Annotated in this window: 13 protein-coding genes; 5 read left to right on the forward strand and 8 right to left on the reverse strand. The window is 61.4% G+C overall.

Going from position 1 to position 21177, the window contains the following annotated elements:
* Positions 1-80 precede the first annotated feature (80 nt).
* From DBR46_RS15965 to DBR46_RS15995, 7 genes are all read right to left on the reverse strand, one after another.
* On the reverse strand, positions 81-617 hold the full coding sequence (locus tag DBR46_RS15965; RefSeq protein WP_124526960.1) for a DUF3299 domain-containing protein: 537 nt from the start codon (positions 615-617) through the stop codon (positions 81-83).
* An 81-nt stretch (positions 618-698) separates the two neighbouring features.
* Positions 699-944 carry a GlsB/YeaQ/YmgE family stress response membrane protein gene (locus DBR46_RS15970; protein ID WP_017739000.1) on the reverse strand — a complete coding sequence of 82 codons (246 nt, stop codon included), beginning with the start codon at positions 942-944 and terminating at the stop codon, positions 699-701.
* 105 nt (positions 945-1049) lie between these two features.
* Positions 1050-2135 carry a 5-(carboxyamino)imidazole ribonucleotide synthase gene (locus tag DBR46_RS15975; RefSeq protein WP_015886586.1) on the reverse strand — a complete coding sequence of 362 codons (1086 nt, stop codon included), beginning with the start codon at positions 2133-2135 and terminating at the stop codon, positions 1050-1052.
* 11 nt (positions 2136-2146) lie between these two features.
* Positions 2147-2638, reverse strand: a complete 492-nt coding sequence (gene purE, locus DBR46_RS15980) for a 5-(carboxyamino)imidazole ribonucleotide mutase (RefSeq protein WP_003176980.1) — start codon at positions 2636-2638, stop codon at positions 2147-2149.
* A gap of 196 nt (positions 2639-2834) precedes the next feature.
* Positions 2835-4139, reverse strand: a complete 1305-nt coding sequence (locus DBR46_RS15985) for a type II toxin-antitoxin system HipA family toxin (protein WP_124526961.1) — start codon at positions 4137-4139, stop codon at positions 2835-2837.
* Positions 4136-4501 carry a helix-turn-helix domain-containing protein gene (locus DBR46_RS15990; RefSeq protein ID WP_256659315.1) on the reverse strand — a complete coding sequence of 122 codons (366 nt, stop codon included), beginning with the start codon at positions 4499-4501 and terminating at the stop codon, positions 4136-4138. Before DBR46_RS15990 ends, DBR46_RS15985 begins: the two co-directional genes overlap by 4 nt.
* A 190-nt stretch (positions 4502-4691) precedes the next feature.
* Positions 4692-5621, reverse strand: a complete 930-nt coding sequence (locus DBR46_RS15995) for a LysR substrate-binding domain-containing protein (RefSeq protein WP_124526963.1) — start codon at positions 5619-5621, stop codon at positions 4692-4694.
* A 182-nt stretch (positions 5622-5803) separates the two neighbouring features.
* Here DBR46_RS15995 and aspA point away from each other — a divergent pair, with 182 nt between their 5' ends.
* From aspA to DBR46_RS16020, 5 genes are all read left to right on the forward strand, one after another.
* On the forward strand, positions 5804-7228 hold the full coding sequence (gene aspA, locus DBR46_RS16000; protein ID WP_017739004.1) for an aspartate ammonia-lyase: 1425 nt from the start codon (positions 5804-5806) through the stop codon (positions 7226-7228).
* Between the two features lie 380 nt (positions 7229-7608).
* Positions 7609-9054, forward strand: a complete 1446-nt coding sequence (locus DBR46_RS16005; RefSeq protein WP_124526964.1) for a sodium:alanine symporter family protein — start codon at positions 7609-7611, stop codon at positions 9052-9054.
* A gap of 77 nt (positions 9055-9131) precedes the next feature.
* Positions 9132-10109, forward strand: coding sequence for an asparaginase (locus DBR46_RS16010; RefSeq protein WP_124526965.1), 978 nt, complete (start codon positions 9132-9134; stop codon positions 10107-10109).
* A gap of 106 nt (positions 10110-10215) precedes the next feature.
* Positions 10216-14808, forward strand: a complete 4593-nt coding sequence (locus DBR46_RS16015; protein ID WP_124526966.1) for a hypothetical protein — start codon at positions 10216-10218, stop codon at positions 14806-14808.
* Between the two features lie 264 nt (positions 14809-15072).
* Positions 15073-19623, forward strand: a complete 4551-nt coding sequence (locus DBR46_RS16020; RefSeq protein ID WP_256659316.1) for a DUF6543 domain-containing protein — start codon at positions 15073-15075, stop codon at positions 19621-19623.
* Here the strand turns inward: DBR46_RS16020 and DBR46_RS16025 are convergent.
* Positions 19582-21138, reverse strand: coding sequence for a PLP-dependent aminotransferase family protein (locus DBR46_RS16025; RefSeq protein WP_124526967.1), 1557 nt, complete (start codon positions 21136-21138; stop codon positions 19582-19584). The two genes, DBR46_RS16020 and DBR46_RS16025, sit on opposite strands and share 42 nt — an antisense overlap.
* Between the last annotated feature and the right edge of the window lie 39 nt (positions 21139-21177).

Consider the following 21177-nt stretch of genomic DNA (forward strand, 5'->3'; position numbering starts at 1 on the left):
TGGCTTGCCTGCGATAGCAATGGTGAATTCACTACAGCTATCGCAGGCAAGCCAGCTCCCACATTGATTCGTGCTGGGCTTTAGAGATCAGACTCCTTCACCACCCTTACCTTCCCCGCATCCAGCGCATACGCCGCGTCCGCCAAATCATTGTTGACCTTCTCCACCTTCAACGTCCCCGTCACCCACAACGGCGTGTAGATATCATCCAGCTTCAACCCCTTGGGATAACGCACCAGCACCAACTGGTTAGGCGGCGGTGGCGGCACGTGGATGCATGCGCCTGGGTACGGCACCAGGAAGAACAGCGTGCTGCGGCCCTTGGCGTCGGTTTCCAGCGGCACTGGGTAGCCGCCGATACGGATGTTCTTGCCGTTCATGGCGGCCACGGTCTTGGTCGAATACATCACCGCCGGCAAGCCTTTGCTCTGTTTCAGGCCGCCTTTTTCGGTGAACGTGCCTTGGGCTTCGGGGGAGTTGTGGTCGATCTCGGGCATGGTTTCGAGGGCTTTCTGGTCCGACAGCGGCATCAGGTCGAGCCAGTCGGTTTCCGGCAGTTCGCCGGCGTGCGCAAGGCCAGAGCCGAGCAAGAGGAGAGTCAACAGAAGACGGCGCATGGGGAGCAGCTCGGCAAGGAAAACAGTGCCGGCATTCTAGCCCTCTGCGCCTGCGCAGCGCAGAGGGCTTTGTCGCTTAGATCATTTCTTTTTGATCAGGCCGTAGATCACCAGCAGGATGATCGCGCCGATCAGCGCGCCGATGAAGCCCGCGCCTTGACCGGCCTGGTAGATACCCAGCGCCTGGCCACCGTAGGTCGCCGCCAGGGAGCCGGCGATACCCAGCAGGATGGTCATGATCCAGCCCATGCTGTCGTCGCCAGGCTTGAGGAAACGCGCCAGCAGGCCGACGATCAGGCCGATAAAGATGGTTCCGATGATACCCATGGCATTTCCCTCTGAATGTAGGTGAGCTATGCCAAAGCCTAGTCAGGCTTTGGCATCCTGCAATCAGAGAGACGACGATCACCAATGGTTCCCGTCGGACTTGGCTTATTGCTCGGCGATCAGCGCTTCAACCTTGAGGATCTGCGCTTGCAGCGTCGCACGGTCCTTACAGCGCAGGTTGGCGTGGCCGACCTTGCGCCCGGCCTTGAAGGCCTTGCCGTAGTGGTGCAGGTGGCAGTCGTCGATGGCGATGACTTTTTCCACTGGCGGCACTACACCGATGAAGTTGAGCATCGCGCTTTCGCCGACCTTGGCCGTGGAGCCCAGCGGCAAGCCCGCGACCGCCCGCAGGTGGTTTTCGAACTGGCTGCACTCGGCGCCTTCGGTGGTCCAGTGCCCGGAGTTGTGTACGCGCGGGGCGATTTCGTTGGCCTTGAGGCCACCGTCCACTTCAAAGAACTCGAACGCCATCACGCCGACGTAATCCAGTTGCTTGAGCACACGGCTGGAATAATCTTCCGCCAGGGCCTGCAAAGGGTGATCAGTGCTGGCCACGGACAGCTTGAGGATGCCGCTGTCGTGGGTGTTGTGCACCAACGGGTAGAAGCGGGTCTCGCCATCACGGGCACGCACGGCGATCAGCGAGACTTCGCCGGTGAACGGTACGAAGCCTTCCAGCAGGCAGGCCACGCTGCCCAGCTCGGCAAAGGTGCCGACCACGTCAGCGGCCGTGCGCAGGACTTTCTGGCCCTTGCCGTCATAACCCAGGGTGCGGGTTTTCAGCACGGCCGGCAGGCCGATGCTGGCAACGGCGGCGTCCAGGTCCGCCTGGGACTGGATATCGGCGAAGGCCGGGGTGGGGATGCCCAGGTCCTTGAACATGCTTTTCTCGAACCAGCGGTCACGGGCGATGCGCAAGGCTTCGGCGCTCGGGTACACCGGCACGAACTGCGAGAGGAAGGCCACGGTTTCAGCCGGCACGCTTTCGAACTCGAAGGTCACCAGGTCCACTTCGTCGGCCAGTTGGCGCAGGTGGTCCGGGTCGCTGTAGTCAGCCCGCAGGTGTTCACCCAACGCAGCCGCGCAAGCGTCCGGCGCCGGGTCCAGGAAAGCGAAGTTCATCCCCAGCGGGGTTCCCGCCAGAGCCAGCATGCGGCCCAGTTGGCCGCCACCGATTACACCGATTTTCATCGTCAACAACCTCAGGCGATGCGTGGGTCTGGATTGTCCAGCACGCTGTCTGTCTGCTCAGCACGGAATTTCTTCAGCACCGCGTGGAACTGCGGATGCTTGGCGCCCAGGATGCTGGCGGACAGCAACGCGGCGTTGATCGCGCCGGCCTTTCCGATCGCCAGGGTCGCCACCGGAATGCCGGCTGGCATCTGCACGATGGACAACAGCGAATCCACGCCCGAGAGCATTGCCGACTGCACCGGCACGCCAAGCACCGGCAGGTGGGTCTTGGCCGCACACATGCCTGGCAAGTGTGCTGCACCGCCGGCACCGGCGATGATCACCTCGATGCCACGGGATTCTGCTTCATCGGCATACTGGAACAGCAAATCCGGGGTGCGGTGGGCAGAGACCACTTTCACTTCATACGGAATGCCGAGTTTTTCCAGCATATCGGCGGTGTGGCTAAGGGTGGACCAATCGGACTTGGAGCCCATGATCACGCCAACCAATGCACTCATCGTCGTGCCTCTTCTCTCTGGGCGCCCGCAGGCGCGTCAAAAAACAACAAGCCACGCGGGAAATCCGGCGTGGCTTGTTGTACGAATTAAGGCCGGTTGGACCGGCCGAAGGCCGCGCAGTATACCGTAATAATGCAGATAAACAGCCCCTTGGATGACCATCTGTCTAGCGGGGCAAAGTGGCGGTTTTATTGACTCAGGAGTCAGCGACGAAGCTTAGACGATGGGTCTTGGTAATGGCATCAATCATGGTCGGCGACACCCCTACTTTTGCCGCGATCACCGGCCATTGCACGACGGCCTCGCGCACCTCACGGATGATCTGCCGAGCTTTAAGACCCTTGATCTGACTTGCAACACTGAGCAAGTCTTCCAGCACAAAGTTATCGCGCTTACCGTTTACGCTCATCTGATGGCTATCGACCCAGAAATTACCGGGCATATAGGACCAAGTCACGTCATAGGCAGGTGACAGGTACCAGGTGCCGTCTGTATCCAACAGAAAGCTGATGTTCTTGGTGTGATCATCCTGGTTTCGGGCGATAACGTTGAACACCATCCGCCGGAAAAACTGCTCTGCCTCCCGACGACTCAACTTCAACACCCTGAACACGCTCAGCGCCTCAGCGTACGAATACTCACCGGGCTTTTTGTAGTCGGCATGATCCAGCGCACACAGCGTAGCGGTATGAATTTTCTCGCCATCATCCGTGCGATCGAATCGTTTGGTCATGAAATGGGCGCGCCCGCCCTCTTCGAGCAGACGGCATTCGGTCATCACCACACCGGCCTGCCTGGCCATCAGGTGATACGCGTATTCGATCCGACCAAATCCTTGACTATCCGCAAGTACGTCGGTGTTTTTTGCAACGTCAAACTTTAGCAGCCAGTAGCTGTACCCCTGTGGCGCCGTCACTTGGCCCGACCGGACATGTCCTTCGTCGTTGATCGCAATGATCGCCTTCGCACGCGCACCGCCTGCACTGGTGCCTACCTGGATCAATCGCTGCAACGCGGCATCATCCACCGTGGGATCGTTGGACGTCAGGCGATCCTCCAGGCTCTCACGCCCCGCAAGGACTTCGCCAGCCAACTGGACCAGCGCCTCGATCTCGATACTTTCGGCCTCGTTAGCCTCTGTCTTCATGGCCGGCCGATATTCCAGGGCGCCCATGCCGCGATTGCCCTGATACAGCAGCCGATCTACCGGAGTGAAGGAACGCTTGTCGCGGCCTTGCTGGGCCAACCAGGCATCGATCAGGGCATTGCCGAAATCATCCGGGAGCGAGTCGGCAAAGATCGCCGGAAGCGCTTTATAGGTTTCCCGGTTCAGGTTGGTGAATGCGTAGGTGTAACCAACACGGGCAGGCATATGGATAGGCGAAATTTCCAACCCGGTGGCGACGAACTCGGGAGAAAACTCGAACTCGCCAACCAGGCTTGCCTCATCCCAATTAAGCGCGCCAACGTAGAGGCCCCATAAATAGATTTGTGCGATCACCAAGTCGTGTCCTTCTCTGCGGCGTCAGGCGTGATGAGCTTTTTCTGGCCCGTGACTGACGAGTTTGCGGATCGAGGCTTGCGGAGGGTGTAGGCGCGTTGACGTTGCTTCCCGGCCATCTTTGCCATCTGGATGGGACTTGAACGCACCTCCTCGACCAGGGAACTCAACCGATCCAATTCCCCGATCACGCGCAATACCGCAATCAGGTTGAGCAAGGTGCCCTTGCCCGCCATCAACTGGCGCAACGTAGTCCGGGAAATGCCCGCTTCTTCAGCAACGGTCTCCTGATTGAGGTTCTTCTTCACCCTCAGGGCTTCGAGGCGCGAGCCAATCACTTCTGCGATGGCTTGCTCACTCATCGTTGTCATCCGCATTTTGTCTGGCTTCCTGATCGATAGGTGACTTTCTACCACTTATTGAACAGTATCCTAGCCAATAAACCGGCGACATGTAAGTCGATGTATAGAGCCCTATTTTTTGGATAGAAACATGATCAAAATATGACTTAAAGACACATAATGAGCAGTAAACTATCCAATTTTAAGATAATCACGTTAAACCACGCTCACCCACAGGACTCTGCGCCGCCCCACCCTCCAACTTGCGCCACAACAACCGCACGTTTGCCTTGCGTACCAACGCGCAGCGATACAAACGAATCTCCAGCGGCACATGCCATTGCGGACCGCCGCACACCACCAGTTCACCGCGTGCCAACTCGGCACGCACGCTCAGTTGCGGCACCCAGGCGATACCCAACCCTTCCAGAGCCATGCTCTTGAGGCTATCGGCCATGGCGGTTTCGTACACGGTGGTAAAGCGCAAGGCACGCTGGCGCAGCAGCAAATGCACCGAACGCCCAAGGAATGCACCGGCGCTGTAGGCCAACAACGGCACACTGCCCTCACCTTCCAGGTCGAACAACGGCTTGCCATCGGCATCGGCGGCGCACACCGGGAGCATTTCGGTGTTGCCCAAATGCAGGGAGGGGAAGATCTCGGCATCCATCTGCATCGCCGCATCCGGGTCGTAGAACGCCAGCATCAAGTCACAACCGCCTTCGCGCAGGGCGTGCACCGCGTCGCCGACGTTGGTGGCGACCAGCCGCGTGGCGATGTTCAGGCCTTCGTTGCGCAGTTGGGCGATCCAGCGTGGGAAGAAGCCCAGCGCCAGGGAGTGCGCCGCCGCCACTTGCATGACTTCGCCCTGCCCGCCCTCCAGGTGATGCAAATGGCGCAGCACTTCACCGAGCTGTTCGACCACGGTGCGCGCGGTGACCAGGAACAACTGCCCCGCCGCCGTCAACTCCACCGGCGTGCGGGAGCGGTTGACCAGGGTCAGGCCCAGCGCAGCCTCCAGGCTACGGATGCGGCGGCTGAACGCCGGCTGGGTGACAAAGCGCCGTTCCGCTGCCTGGGAAAAGCTGCGGGTGGCCGCCAGGGCGCTGAAGTCTTCCAGCCATTTGCTCTCAAGGTTCATCACTTCCCTCCACGGGTACGCACCATTTTGGCACACACGCCCGCCATGATAGCCGGGTCACACCTGCATTATGCCGTTTATGCATAGCCCAGTGCTGAACAGCATTGGCCCAAAAACTCACACAAGCCTAGCATTCGCAGCGTTCCGGCCAGTTCCGGGTCCATATCGAGATGATTTCCGTCATGTCCTCCGCTGCATCTTTCCGTACCGAAAAAGACCTGCTTGGCGTACTCGAAGTACCGGCTCAAGCGTATTACGGCATCCAGACCCTGCGAGCGGTGAACAACTTCCGCCTCTCGGGCGTTCCGATTTCGCATTACCCGAAATTGGTGGTCGGTCTGGCAATGGTCAAGCAAGCGGCGGCTGACGCCAACCGCGAGCTGGGTCAGCTCAGTGAAGCCAAGCACGCTGCCATCAGCGAAGCCTGTGCCCGGCTGATCCGCGGCGATTTCCACGAAGAGTTCGTGGTGGACATGATTCAAGGCGGCGCTGGCACTTCAACCAACATGAATGCCAACGAAGTGATCGCCAACATCGCGCTGGAGGCCATGGGCCACCAGAAGGGCGAGTACCAGTACCTGCACCCAAACAACGACGTGAACATGGCGCAGTCGACCAACGACGCCTACCCGACCGCGATCCGCCTGGGTCTGCTGCTGGGCCATGACGCGCTGCTGGCCAGCCTCGACAGCCTGATCCAGGCCTTCGCCGCCAAGGGCGTCGAGTTCGGCCATGTGCTGAAAATGGGCCGCACCCAATTGCAAGACGCCGTGCCGATGACCCTCGGCCAGGAATTCCGCGCCTTCGCCACCACCCTCGGTGAAGACCTGGCCCGCCTGAAAACCCTGGCGCCAGAACTGCTGACCGAAGTGAACCTGGGCGGCACCGCCATCGGTACCGGCATCAACGCCGACCCGCGTTACCAGGCCCTGGCCGTACAACGCCTGGCCACCATCAGCGGCCAGCCGCTGGTACCGGCTGCCGACCTGATCGAAGCCACCTCCGACATGGGCGCCTTCGTGCTGTTCTCCGGCATGCTCAAGCGTACCGCCGTGAAGCTGTCGAAGATCTGCAACGACCTGCGCCTGCTGTCCAGCGGCCCGCGTACCGGCATCAACGAGATCAACCTGCCAGCGCGTCAGCCAGGCAGCTCAATCATGCCCGGCAAGGTCAACCCGGTGATCCCGGAAGCGGTGAACCAGGTGGCGTTCCAAGTGATCGGCAACGACCTGGCGCTGACCATGGCAGCCGAAGGCGGCCAACTGCAGCTGAACGTGATGGAGCCGCTGATCGCCTTCAAGATCTTCGACTCGATCCGCCTGCTGCAACGCGCCATGGACATGCTGCGCGAACACTGCATCGTCGGCATCACCGCCAACGAAGCACGCTGCCGCGAACTGGTGGAACACTCCATCGGCCTGGTCACCGCGCTGAACCCGTACATCGGCTATGAAAACGCCACCCGCATCGCCCGTATCGCCCTTGAAAGCGGCCGCGGCGTGCTGGAACTGGTGCGCGAAGAAGGCTTGCTCGACGACGCCATGCTCGACGACATCCTGCGCCCGGAAAACATGATCGCTCCACGTTTGGTCCCGCTGAAGGCCTAAGCGTTTGTTGCACCGCTCACCAGGTTGAGGGACTAGACACCTCTCACCTTTTGAGGGCCTGAAGGCTCGTTCTTCAGGCCCTTTTTTTTGCCTCAAGGTTGTGAAATGACGCCCATAAAAACTCCAATATCGCCCTGCAAGCCCGCCACCCTGCTGAAACCTTTAATCGCCCCGTGCAGACGGATCACGCGCTCCTAGGTATAGTGCCGCCCCTCTTCGCGCTGCGGCCGTCGGTAACGAGGCCCGGATACACACGCGAAACCGCATGAATAACAACCCGCAAAAGGATTGGGGTCGAACTGTCGCGCACTGCCTGGTGCTTAGCGACGGCGTCGCACCGTCCTGCGTTTGCCATTAGAAAAATCAGCGAGGAACACTCCATGCTCGAAGTCATCAACGACTTCCTCTCAGGGAAAGTACTGATCGTGCTCATTGTCGGGCTCGGCGGTTATTTCACGATTCGCTCGCGTTTCGTACAACTGCGCCACTTTTTCCACATGTTCTCGGTGTTTAAAGACAGCCTGAAGAGCAGCTCCGACCAACTCAGCTCGTTCCAGGCGCTGATGCTCAGCCTGGCTGGCCGCGTAGGTGCCGGTAACATCGCAGGCGTCGGCATTGCCGTGACCCTGGGTGGCCCGGGTGCCGTGTTCTGGATGTGGGTCACCGCGCTGGTGGGCATGTCTTCGAGCTTTATCGAATGCTCCCTCGGCCAGCTGTACAAGCGTACCGACGCTGAAGGCACCTTCCGTGGCGGCCCGGCGTATTACATCCAGCACGGCCTGCACAAGCGCTGGCTGGGCATGGTCATGGCGTTCCTGCTGCTGGTGACCTTCGGCTTCGCCTTCAACGGCCTGCAAGCCCATGCCGTGACGCACTCGCTGAACAACGCCTTCGGCCTCGACACCACCTACACCGGCCTGGCCCTCGCGGCATTGCTGGGCCTGGTGTTCATCGGCGGGATCAAGCGCATCGCGTCGATTGCCGACCTGCTGGTGCCGGTCAAGACCCTGGTCTACATCGCCGTGACCCTGTACGTGATCGTGCTGCAATTCGACCACGTACCGGCCATGCTGATGACCATCGTCAAGAGCGCCTTCGGCCTCGACCAAGCCTTCGGTGGCCTGGTGGGCAGCGCGATCATCATGGGTGTGAAACGCGGCGTGTTCGCCAACGAAGCAGGTCTGGGCAGTGCGCCTAACGTGGCGGCGGTGGCTTCCGTAGAGCACCCGATTGCCCAGGGCGTGGTCCAGGCGTTCAGCGTGTTCCTCGACACCTTCGTGATCTGCACCTGCACCGCGTTGCTGATCCTGCTCTCCGGCTTCTACACCCCAGGCTTTGAAGGCGACGGCATTGCCCTGACCCAGAACTCCCTGGCGGCCGTGGTCGGTGACTGGGGCCGCATGTTCATCTCCGTGGCCCTGGCGTTGTTCGTGTTCACCTCGATCATGTACAACTACTACCTCGGCGAGAGCAACCTGCGCTTCCTGGTGGGCAACAACCGCAAGGTGCTGATGGGTTATCGCGCACTGGTGCTGGCCCTGATTTTCTGGGGTTCCATCGAGAACCTGAGCACCGTGTTCGCGTTCGCCGACATCACCATGACCATGCTCGCCTTCGTCAACCTGTTCGCCCTGGCGTTCCTGTTCAAGATCGCCATGCGCATCCTGAACGACTACGACAACCAGCGCGCGGCAGGCATCAAGACGCCGGTGTTCGACTCCAGCCAGTTCCCTGACCTGGACCTGGACCGCAAGGCCTGGCCGGCCAATCCGGTAAAGCCGGACGCCGCTACTTCGGCTGAGCTGAACGCCCAAGTACAACGCTAAACATCGATAGATGACACGCCGCCCGGCCTTGGGCATGCTCTGGGCCCGGCGGCGTTTTTCGTTCAGGAGATTTCTCGATGCAATCAGCTAACAATGTGATGGTGCTCTACACCGGCGGCACCATCGGCATGCAAGCCAGCGCCAACGGCCTGTCCCCGGCCTCCGGCTTCGAAGCGCGTATGCGCGAACAGCTCGCCGGCCAAGCATTGCCCGCCTGGCGCTTCCAGGAAATGGCCCCGCTGATCGACAGCGCCAACATGAACCCGGCCTACTGGCAGCGTTTGCGCGCGGCGGTGATTGACGCGGTGGACGGCGGCTGCGACAGCGTGCTGATCCTGCACGGCACCGACACCCTGGCTTACAGCGCGGCGGCCATGAGCTTCCAGCTGCTGGGCCTGCCGGTCCCTGTAGTGTTCACCGGTTCGATGTTGCCGGCTGGCGTGCCAGACAGCGATGCCTGGGAAAACGTCAGCGGCGCGCTGCTAGCCCTGGGCGCAGGCCTATTGGCGGGCGTGCACCTGCACTTCCACGGCGCGATGATGGCCCCCACTGCCTGCGCGAAGATTCGCAGTTTCGGCCGCAACCCATTCGCGGCGCTCAATCGCCAGGGTGGCGTGGCCCGTGCCGAGTCCATCCCGGCAGCGTTGGACTATCGCCAGCCCAAGGCCCTGGCCAACGTCGGCGTGCTGCCTCTGGTTCCGGGTATCGGCGCGGCGCAGCTGGACGCGGTAATCGGCAGCGGCATTCAAGCGTTGATCCTCGAATGCTTCGGCAGTGGTACCGGCCCTAGCGACAACCCTGAGTTCCTCACCAGCCTTGAGCGCGCGCAGGCCCAGGGCGTGGTCGTGGTGGCGATCACCCAATGCCATGAAGGCGGCGTCGAGCTGGATGTCTACGAAGCCGGTAGCCGCCTGCGTGGCGTGGGCGTGCTGTCGGGTGGCGGCATGACCCGTGAAGCGGCGTTCGGCAAGCTCAATGCGCTGCTCGGTGCAGGCCTGGACACTACCGAGGTCCGCCGGCTGGTGGAAGCCAACCTGTGCGGTGAACTGGGCTAAGCCCCCTACATAATCACCGCCCTCCTGACCCCACGCTTCCTAGCATGGCAACACCCGAGGCATGCCCTCGGGTTGTTTCCAACCCTAGGCACGTCAGGAGCTGCCCATGACTTCAACCCCTACCCCGCACGCCCGGCCCGACCCCACTGCCGCCGTGTTCGCCCAAATGTCCGCCGGGCCGACTTTCCACGAAGTGGCTGCGACACTGTTGCGCGAGCAGTTGCAAGAACAATACCCCACGCTGGATATCGACCCCGAAATCACCATGGTCGGCACGCCCTCTTGGGATTGGGTCGACGATCAGCTCGTCGCGGGCACCCCACATTACCAGCCACTCAGCGATGTATTGGCCAGGCAGGCGGTGCTGGCGGTGCCGGCGATTTATCTTGAAGGCGAACACTTTCTCACCCGCCTACCCATCGTTGAACCGGCCGCACACCTGCCCGTGCGTATCGACAAGATTGCCGAACTGATCAACGTGCTGGCGCCGGTGATGATTCGCGCCTACCAAGACCAACAGGTCGGCTACTGGAACCAGTCCAATGGTACCGGGCCCCATTGGCATCAGTTGTCGAGGACGTTGCGCGATATCTGGAACGTGGACCAGGTACAGGGCTGGACGGCCCAGGACTGCCTGATGGCCCGTCAGTTGTACCGCGCGCCTGACATTGAAGATCGGCGCCAGGGCGACCAGTACGCCACGCGAAGCTACCTATTGAATATCGACGAGGTCGATAGCCAGGGCAAGGTCAAGCATCTGAACGAGCACCTGGTCACGGTGCTGATAGGCAAGCAGGACGACCGTGAGGTGATCCTCGCCCACTCGTTGCTGCACGGCTTCGAAAAATTCAGTTCCCTGGCGCAATTGGGCCAGGCACTGACCACGCTGGTCGACACGTCAATCGCCCACGCAGCCCTGCAGTGGCGTTTGGTGGAGCCCCAAGGCAATTACTTCGATCACTTGGCCTGTGCATTGATTGCCGTGCAGATCGAAGCCATCGGCGCCCTCGACTTTTCCGATATAAGGGGCGGCGCAGCCAGCCAGGCACCGCTGGCCGTGCCACCCAGCAGCGAACCTGCCGCAGCGGACGATGACCTGCAATGGTTCCAACAGGCCTTGCCGGATTGGCTGAGCCAGGCAACCAGCTCCGACCTCAGCGCGTTCTCCCGGCACCTTAAGGATCTGGCGGCATTGCATCGCGTCAACGAGGGCAGGACCTACCTGGACGCCATCGAGCCGATCCAGGCCTACGCCCTCAACCAGTTGCGCAACGAAATGCTCAAGGAACATGCCGACGCCGCCACGCTGATGCTCGATAAAATCGAACTGGTGGTGCAGAGCCCGGTTATCTGGGGCACCTTCACCGTGCCGGGGCTAACGGACACCACCGTCTTCAGCCTGACCGAGTTGGCCCTGCAAAACCTGATTGCTGTGCCGTTGGGCGATAAGACGCTACGCGTTCAAGGCGGTAACGGTCTGCCGGACTGGCTCACTGTCAGCTACCTGGAAAGCCTGATCAGCCGCATCGACATCGGCCGCCGTTACCCGTCCCTGATCAACAGCACCCTGCTGAGCGACCCCCAGGAATCGGGCCGTCGCCAGCAACTCTTCATTCAGCACCTGCGCATTCAACTACCGTTGCTCGCGCTGCAATGCAAGATCCGCGGGCAGTACGGTATCGACGAACGTGGCTACCGGTACATCGCCGCCCTGATGCAGGAACAGGCCGTAGACCGCCAGGTCGATGGCCTGCGTATCAGCCTGCGGCCCTTGGCATTCGTGCCACAACGGCGCACCGACAACTCAGAGGATGAGGTGCAGAACATGTATGTGATCGGCCCACAGGACCCTTCAGCCGGGCCGTGCCTGCTGTACCGCCCGCTGCTGGATCCGCCACTGATCCAATATCCCTCACCGACCAACCTGCTGTACGCCGTGCAGCAGTCGTCGCGGCTGCGTACGTCGGTACTGGCCTGGTTACCCGACGGGGCGCGCGAGGACTACACCCGCTACGTCTTCCCCGGCACGCTGCCCTCGCCTTGGGCCGCGGCGGAGTTTCTGGTCGACCCGCTCAAACTTTGGACCCTGAGCGGGCCGATGAGCCTGGGGGTACATGCCCTGGACGGCAATATCTTCGCCCACCTGTACACGGCCAATGCCCAGGCGATGGCCGAGCTGGCGAACCGTCAATCCGTGTCAAATGCAGAAGCCCGCTGGGACACCTTCAAACGTGCCGGCTGGCTGCTATTCAATGCGGCGCTGCCGTTTATGGGGCGAACGGCAGGTGCCGCAGCCTGGGTCTGGCAGATCATGGATCAACTGCAACAGGTGGTCGACGCCAGCGAGCACCCCGAGCAGCAGTCCCCCTGGGAAGCCTTGAGCGAGCTATTGCTCAACCTCGGCATGGCCGCCGCACTGCACGGCCTTTCTCGAGGCGGTCCAAAAGCGCGGCCCGAACCACCGATAAAACGCCCACCCGAGCCGCACAGACCCTCCGAGCCCAACGCCCAGCAGGTCACCCGATTGGCCACCCTCAGTAGCGACGAACTGCCGACAACGCACCTGCAGCCATTGCACACTCTTGGCGCCACGACCCGCAAACCCGTAAGGCTGATCGAGGTACTGGACCGCTTCAAGGTCGCCAAACCGGCGACCCTGGGCGCGCCCATCAATGAGCCGGGAGCCCACCTGCATTTGTATCCCGACGCGGGTAAATACTACGCTCCGGTTGGCTCGCGCTGGTTCGAGGTGACGGTGGATGAAAACGATACCGTGTTGATCGTCGATTCCACCCAACCTGAGCGCACCGGCCCACCCTTGATCAGCAATCGCCAGGGCAACTGGTTTGTGGACGTGCGTTTGCGCCTGCGCGGTGGCGGCCCCAAAAGCATGCTGCGCAAAGCCAAGACCCTGGTCGAGAAGCGTGCCGAGCAGCTACGCAAGCAACTGAGCGATTTCGAAAACGATAAAAAGAAAGCCCAAAACGAGTTGCAACAGGCTCACCAAGCGATGGCCGAGGCCCCTTCCACTTCTGCCCAGGCGTTACGCCAGACCTATCTGCAAACCCTGGATACCCAGCGCAACGAATATGAAACCGCCTTGCAGCAACTCAAGGAGCTCAATGTGCATGCGCCAATCGCCGACTATTCGCAAAAGGCGCTCAACTACCTCAAGGCACAGACCGAGTTCACCCGTGCGGATATCCGCGATGCGCTGACTGATTTCACACCCACACTGCGCACGGTGCTGGACCAGATCGATCATCAGGCAGAGGAGCCGCAAGCGCGCAATATTGAAGATTCCCAGCGCATGAGCACGCTGAACCAGCAGATGATCCAGCGCCTTGAGTACATGCAGGGGCGCTTTGTCGAACTGCGCAAACTGCAACGCGACGGCCTGCGGCTGATCAATGCGATAAAAGGCACCCTGCCCGCGTATGACTCGGATGCGCTCAAGGCGCTGCAAGTCGCCTTGAGCCGCAACCTGTGCCTGGATGCGCAGACCGTGCACACCGAGCCACACGCCTGGTCCAAGCTGGACAGCATCGTCGATACCGCCGGCGTGGCGATCCAATGCCTGCGTGACACCCTGGAAGAGCGCAGTGAAAGCCGCCTGGATGAACGTTTCGATACCTTGAACAACCTGATCGAGCAATTTCGTCTGGTGGATGAGCGTCTGGTTGACCTCAAGGATCAGCACACCCCCCATGTCCTCGATGAACCCGTGCAAGGCCTGCGCGATCAACTGGCCGAATTCAACCGACGTGCGATCAGTAACCTGGCGCTGGTAAGCGCCGAACGGGATACCTTGCGCAACCGTCCCAGTCCGCCGCCGACACCGCCGCGCCCGCATAAGCGGTTTATCCGCACCCGCTACAGCGGCCAGTTGATCGGAGAGCCGCGCTTGACCCCGATTGGCCTGGACACGGGCCTGGTGGACATCTTCTCGCCGATCACACGCAAGGTGGTTGCCACCTATCACGAAAAAACGCCGGGGCTGTGGGTCGAGCACTTCAAGACCCCACCGGTCAGCCCGGCGCTGCTGGATATACAAACCAGCATTCTCCGCGGCCAGGCCCTGCTCGACGAAATACCGGCCTTCCTGGCGCAGGCCGAGACGTTAGCGGCACAGCCAGCGCGCAACCCCATTGGTATCGAGTACCTTTACCATCAACAGGCCAAGCTACTGGAGCAGGCCGTCAGCGCAATCGAAACCGCGTTGACCCAAAGCAATGCAACCGAGAGCACCAACCTGCCTGCCAGTTGGGTTACCAAAGCGTTGACTGAATCCATTACCAGCCTGTACCGCAAAAGCAATGAGCAAGTGACGCACCTGCTCAAGCAGCGCCCCCCGACAGTCTCCGCCCTGGAATGGCTCAAGCAACAGGACGCCGTCAGCATTAAACAAAGCATCTTCCGTCGTCGCCTGAAAAGCCCGGTGCTCGACTACCTCGACGAATACACCGTCACCGACAGCAGCATCCACAAACCCCTCTGGTATGCGCACTTTCACTACAGTACCTCGTGGACGCCCGCCAGGACCTACCTGTCAGCCCGCCTGAAAACCTTAGAAGAACACAGCCTGGGGGCGGCCGCCGACACCCCGAAAGGGTTGAGCGACGAGCAAAAAGTTGCCTTCTTGCGCAGCGAGATCAGCCTCGGCGCCGCCCGCCGGCTGTTTTTCGGTGACGCCCCATAACCGACTGTTGTATCGGTTCAAGACCGTGACCCGATCCGCCAAACCCGCCCCCAACCAGGGAGCGGGATTGCCTACTTATCTACCGTCTGCATTGCGCCCTCAATGATTACCTTGCGCCAGCCCAGTCCAAACGGGCTGATGACCGCCAAGGAGCTGAAAGTGCCCAACGCCTCGAACCACACCAATAACAATCGCCCCTCCACCGCCTACGGGCTGCTTACCCAATTGACCACAGGCCCCTCCTCGCGGGAGGTGGCATCCGCCATGTTGCGAACGGCGCTGCGAGAGCAATACCCCACACTCAATCTGAACCCGGACCTGACCATGCTCGTCACCCCTCGCTGGCAGGTGACCGATGAGGCCGTGATACCGGCCGTGATACCGGCCGAGCCTCGGATCGAATCCCTCACCAGCATCCTGGCGCGCCAGGCACTGGGAAATGCGCCGGTGATCTACCTGGAGGGCGAGCACTACCTGACGCTGCAGCCCCAGGTCCTGCCTGCGCTGCACCTGCCGGTGAAGATCGATGCCATTGCCCGCCTGATCAACGAGCTGGCGCCACTGCTCTATACCGCCTTCCAGGAACAGCAACTGGACTACTGGAACGCCTCGTACAACAGCACCGGGCTGCGCTGGCAGGTGCTCGCCACTTCGCTGCGCAAAGTCTGGAACGTGACCACGGTCGAAGGCTGGGATGAACACGACTGCGCCATGGCCCGCACGCTGTATCACGCCCCCGACCTGGCCACCCGCAAAGCCCGGGACCCTTACCAGACCCACGCCTACCTGATCGATATCGACCTGCACCTGCCAGACCGCCAGGAGCACGTCGGCCTGTTGGACATGGCACTACTGGTCGGCAGCCATGAAAGTCGCCAGGTCATCCTCGCCTATTCACTGATCGCCGGTTACGAGCGCTTCGACTCTCTGGACAAACTGGCCGAGGTCCTGCCCGAACGCCTGAGCCATGTAAGAGCCGACTCCAAGGTGCAATGGCGGCTATACGAGCCCCCGGGCAACTTTTTCGACAGCCTGGCCTGCACCCTGATCGGCATGCAGATCGAGGCCATCGGTGCGCTGGGCAATGAGGCCGACGAACAACTCGCCCTGCCGTTGCGCAGCCCTACCGTTGCGCGAATCCTGCCCAGCATCGAAGACCTCAGTGACCATCGGCTTTCGAACATCCGCCAGATCCATCAGCACCTGCCCACCTGGCTGACCAATGCCTCCGACCTTGAGATGGCTGCCTACAGCCGCTACATGATCGACCTGGCGCAATTGCACACACACTATCAGGGCCGTTCGTTTCGCGACGATATCCCACCGATCCGCGACTATGCTCGCGAGCAACTTTTGCAGCGCATCCGCACCCATGCCCAGGGCGCGCACACCAATGTGGACAAGGTGCAGATAGTGATCCAGTCGCCGGTTATCTGGGGCACCTTCGTGGTGCCTGGTGCCAAGGATGTTACCCGGCGAAGCCTGATCGACCTGGCATTGGATAACCTCACCGGCCTGCCCAGCGGGGTGACAAGCGTGGCCTACAACGGTGGGGACGCACCGGCGTGGCTGACCTACGACTACCTCACGGAAGTCATCGAAGCCCTCGACATCGGCGCGCGCTACCCGGCGCTGATCAAACAGAAACTGCTGGACGACCCTCTCGACGCCCACCAGCGCAGGATTCTCTATACCTCGCACTTGCGCGTGCAACTGCCGTTACTGGCCCTGCAACTGAAAATGCAGCAGCGCAACGGCTTGGATGAGCGCGGCTTCCTCTACATCGCCGCCCTGATGCAACCCGAGGACCATGACCGGCAGGTCGATGGCCAACCCATTGTGATCCGGCCACTGGCGTTTATCCCAACGCTGCGTCCCGGCCATCAGCAGGACACTGTGGCCAACATGTTCGTGATCGGCCCCAAGGACGCCAGCGCAGGCCCGTGTGTGCTGTATCGGCCGTTGCTGGAACCGACGTTGCTGCAGTTCGCGTCGCAGCAAAACCTGCTGTACGCCATCAAGCACCATCACTCGCTGCGGGAGTCGATACTGGCCTGGCTACCGGAGGAATCACGCTTCAATTATGGTCAATACGTGTTCCCGGACACCCTGCCCTCGCCATGGACCGCTGTGCGGGTGCTGGTTGAGCCGGCGACCTTGGTGTACATGAGCGGCCCTATAGAGCTCAGTGATGAAGCGCTCGGCGCAGACAGCCTGGACGAATTGTTCAAAGCCAACGCCAACGCCTTGATTGAGCTGGCAACGCGGCAATCGGTTTCCAATGCACAAAAGCGCTGGGAGACTTTTCGCCACACCGGCTGGCAGATCTTCAGTGCAGCCCTGCCTTTCCTGGGACGCTCCGTCGGGATCGCCGCCTGGATATGGCAGATCATGGACGACCTGCAGGAAGCCGAACAAGCGGTGCTTACCCCCGAAGCCTCGGCGCCTTGGACCGCCCTGGTGGATATGTTTCTCAACCTGGGCATGGCGCTGGCTCTGCATGTGGCGCTGCGCCATCCGCCGGCCGAAGCGCTCACGGAGGCCCTCAAGCCCTTGGGCACTGACGAACTTGACCTGCTGGAAACGTTACCGTCAAAGCCAGCAGGCGCGATCAAACCCCTTTCCGTATCTCGCCTGCCTGACGCACCCGGCCAAGAACTATCGAACCTGCACCAGGGCTCCCTGCATATCAGCGGTGCCTTGAAACGCACCCCCGCAAGCCTGGGGGAGACATTGGACAGTTTTGCCGTGACCAGGCCCGAAGGCCTGGGCGAGCAGAACAAAACAGCAGGGCCCCACCTGCACCTCTACCCCCTGGCCGAAAAATGGTACGCGCCGGTAGGCCAGCGGTGGTTCGAGGTCACGCTTGACGCCAACGATACCGTGCAGATCATCGACCCCAACGCCAAACCGCGCGTGGGGCCCTTGCTGGTCAGCAATCTGGCCGGGCAATGGTTTGTCGATACGCGCCTGCGCCTGCGCGGGGGCGGCTTTCGAAACCGTCGACGAGCCGCTCAGCAGCAACAACCGTCTCGCATCCAGACACTGCGCCGCGACCTCAACGCCTTTCATGCCGATGAAGACCGCGCCCAGGCGCAGCTCTCTGCGTCGCTGGCCGCCATCGGCTCGGAGCCAGGTCCATCGACCGACCTGCGGCGCGAAGCGTTCATCACCCAAGTGGATGAACGACTGGAGGCCTACGACACGCCCATTCGCCAGCTGCGCGCCCTGGGCATCATCGACAGCGTCCCCAACTATCAAAGCGCGATGATCGACTACCTCAACAAGCAACTGGTGCTCACCCGAACGGCCGTGGAAGAACGGCTGCCGCCGTTTCGCGCCTTGCTGCTCACCACGGTGGACGCCCTCGAAGCCGAGACGCCGGTGGGCGCACAAACCCAGGCCGACCTGGCGCAAACGATGTCGACCATGAACGTCGAGATGATCCGCCGCATGGAATACGCCGAGTCGCGCTTTCGCGAACTGGATGGCCTGGGCGCAGCGGGAGCGAGGGTGATCCTGAGTAATCAGCAAGCCTTGCCCCACATTGCCGTCAGTGACCTCAGGGCTTTGCAGATCACCATCTCCCGCTACCTGTGCAGCAGCCCTGCCGAAGGCACGGGGCAAAGTACAGCACGCAGCCGGTTGCATGCCATCGTCGATACGGTGGACCTGAGCGTGCAGAGCAGCATCGAGATGCTGGGCAAAGCCAACGGCACGCCCCTGGACCAACGCATAGAAGTGTTGAACAGCCTGGTGGAGCAGTTCGCCATCGTCGACCAACGCCTGCTGGACTTGCATGCCGACTACCCTGAACACCTGCTGCGCGACCCGCTGGAAACCCTGCGCCGCTACATTGACGACTTCAACCTGGAGGCCACGCAGGAGCTGGTCAGACTGCTACGCGAGCGCAGGGCCCTGGCGCCCAAGCCCGGCCCGTCCAAACCACCCGCCCCCAGGCACAAAATCATCAAGACTCGCTTCAGGGGCGTAGTGGTCGGAGAGCCGCGGGCCTCCGACAGCACCTTGGTGGATATCAAGGCACCGATGACCGGCAAAATCATCGCCACGTTCCATGAAAAAACCCCAGGCGTATGGGTCGAGCGCGAAGCGCCGTCCGTATCGGTCCAGGCTCGCGCGCAGGTCGACCTGCAGACTAGCCTCAACTTCGGCCAGGACCTTTTGAATGCAGAAGCCGCCACCACTCGCCGCCTACAGGCACACGCACGGAAGGCCGGACGCATCCCGGTGGAAATCGAGGAAATGTTCCATCAACACGCGTCGCGTCTGCAGGAGGCTGCGGATGTGATCGAAGCCGCTCTGACCCAGTTAAACCTGACTGAAAGCGACCGCCCGCCCGCTGCGGCGCTTAAAAAAAGCCTCGCAGACAGCGCCACGCGCCTGTTCAAACTGGGCAAAAGCACGCGTATCAGCATGACCAAACAACAACCGCCCACGGCTGCGCGGGTGGAATGGCTGCACAATGAGAATCAAGTCACGATCAAAAAAACACCCGGTGCCCGGCGGCCACTCAAAGGTGCAGGCAAAGACTATCTGGATGAATGGGAGATTCGCGACACCGAGGACAATTTAGTGCTGTGGTATGCGCACTTTCACTACCCGTCGCGCGAGGCCGCCGACGAAGCGTTCACCGCCGCCCACCTCAAGACCCGCGAGCAACAGAAACTCGGTGGAGCCTTCGAACGCAAGACCGGCACGGACCGCGACCAGATTGCGATCTATCGCAGTGAGATCAGCCCGGCCCTCGCCCAGTCACTGTTCTTTGGCAGTTCCCACACCCCAGGCCAGGCGTAAGCGCTGCAACGCCAGGGCGATGGCGGGTTCAGGCACGGCGGCGAACCCCAGCACCAGGCCGGCCCGTTGATCCGCCGGCACGGTGGAGTCCGGCAGCCAGTAGTGGCTCAAGCCGTTGACCTCGACATCGACGGAGCGCGCCAGCTCAAGCAGTTGCTGCTCGCGAGCCAGGCTGTCCACACGCACAGTAAGGTGCAGCCCTGCCGCGACATTCGGCAGTTCGCCAACACCTGCCAGGCCTTGGGGCCAACCGGCCAGCACTGCGTTGCGCCGACTCAACGCCGCCCGCCGCATGCGGCGGATGTGCCGCTGGAAATGCCCCGTCGCCATGAACTCGGCCATTACCGCCTGGGTGCTGACTTCGGAATGGCGCATGTCCACGGCACGCCGTCGCGAAAAGGCACCTACCAGGCCCGGCGGCAGTACCAGATAGCCCAGGCGCAAGGCAGGAAAAGCCACCTTGCCGAAAGTCCCGACGTAGAGCACACGGCCGGTACGGTCCAAGGCGGCCAACGGCGACAACGGCGCGCCGCTGTAACGGTATTCGCCGTCGTAGTCGTCTTCGATGATCCAGCCGCCGGTGCGATCGGCCCAGGCCAGCAGCTCGAGGCGTCGCGCCAGGCTCATGACCACGCCCAGCGGGTACTGATGAGATGGCGTGACATAGGCCACACGGCAATCCTCCAGCGCATTGAGACGCTGGCAATCGATGCCCTCGCCGTCCACCGGTACACCGTGCAATTTCCCTCCGGCCAGGGCGAACGCATGGCCTGCTGCGCGGTAGCCCGGGTTCTCCACAGCGACACCGTCGCCGGGCTCCACCAGCAACTGTGCACAAAGGCTGATAGCCTGCTGTGCGCCACTGGTGATCACAATTTGTTCAGCTGCGCACTGCATGCCCCGGGAGCTGCGCAAATAAGCCGCGATCAAACTGCGCAACCGAGCATCCCCCGCCGGGTCGCCATAACACAGTTGTTCCAGGTCAGGTTTGCGCCAGAAAGCCCCATTCAGCTTGGCCCACACCTCGAACGGGAACAGATCGAACGCCGGCACGCCCACGCGAAAGGCCCGTGGAGGTCCCGCTGGCGGCTGTGACAAATGGTGGGTTTTTATCCGCGCCAAACCCCCGCTGTGGATAACTTCATTGTCCAAATCTTCCGGCAAATTTGACCATTTTGTGGATAAGGCTGGGGATAAGCCTGTGTGTAACCCTGTGGATACTTTTGTGGATAGTTTTTTTGCCGCCGGCAGTTGCGCCACATAAGTGCCATCACCGACCCGGCTTTCGGTAAACCCTTCGGCATACAACTGATCGTAGGCGCGCACCACGCTGTTGCGCGAGATCGACAGCGCCGCCGCCAAGTCGCGGCTGGCGGGCAAGCGCGTGCCGCTGACCAGACGCCCGTCCAGCACGCGTTGGCGCAAGGCTTCGTACAGTTGGCGTGTCAGTCCCTGACGGCGATCCAGTTCGATCCCCGCAGGGTTAAAAGACAGCGGCGGCGTGATGGGCGACATATTGGACCTATGAAATGGGTGCCAGATGGATCTTTCAAC

Origin of the sequence: Pseudomonas sp. KBW05, assembly GCF_003852405.1 — a bacterium.
In the GTDB taxonomy this organism is placed as follows: Bacteria; Pseudomonadota; Gammaproteobacteria; order Pseudomonadales; family Pseudomonadaceae; genus Aquipseudomonas.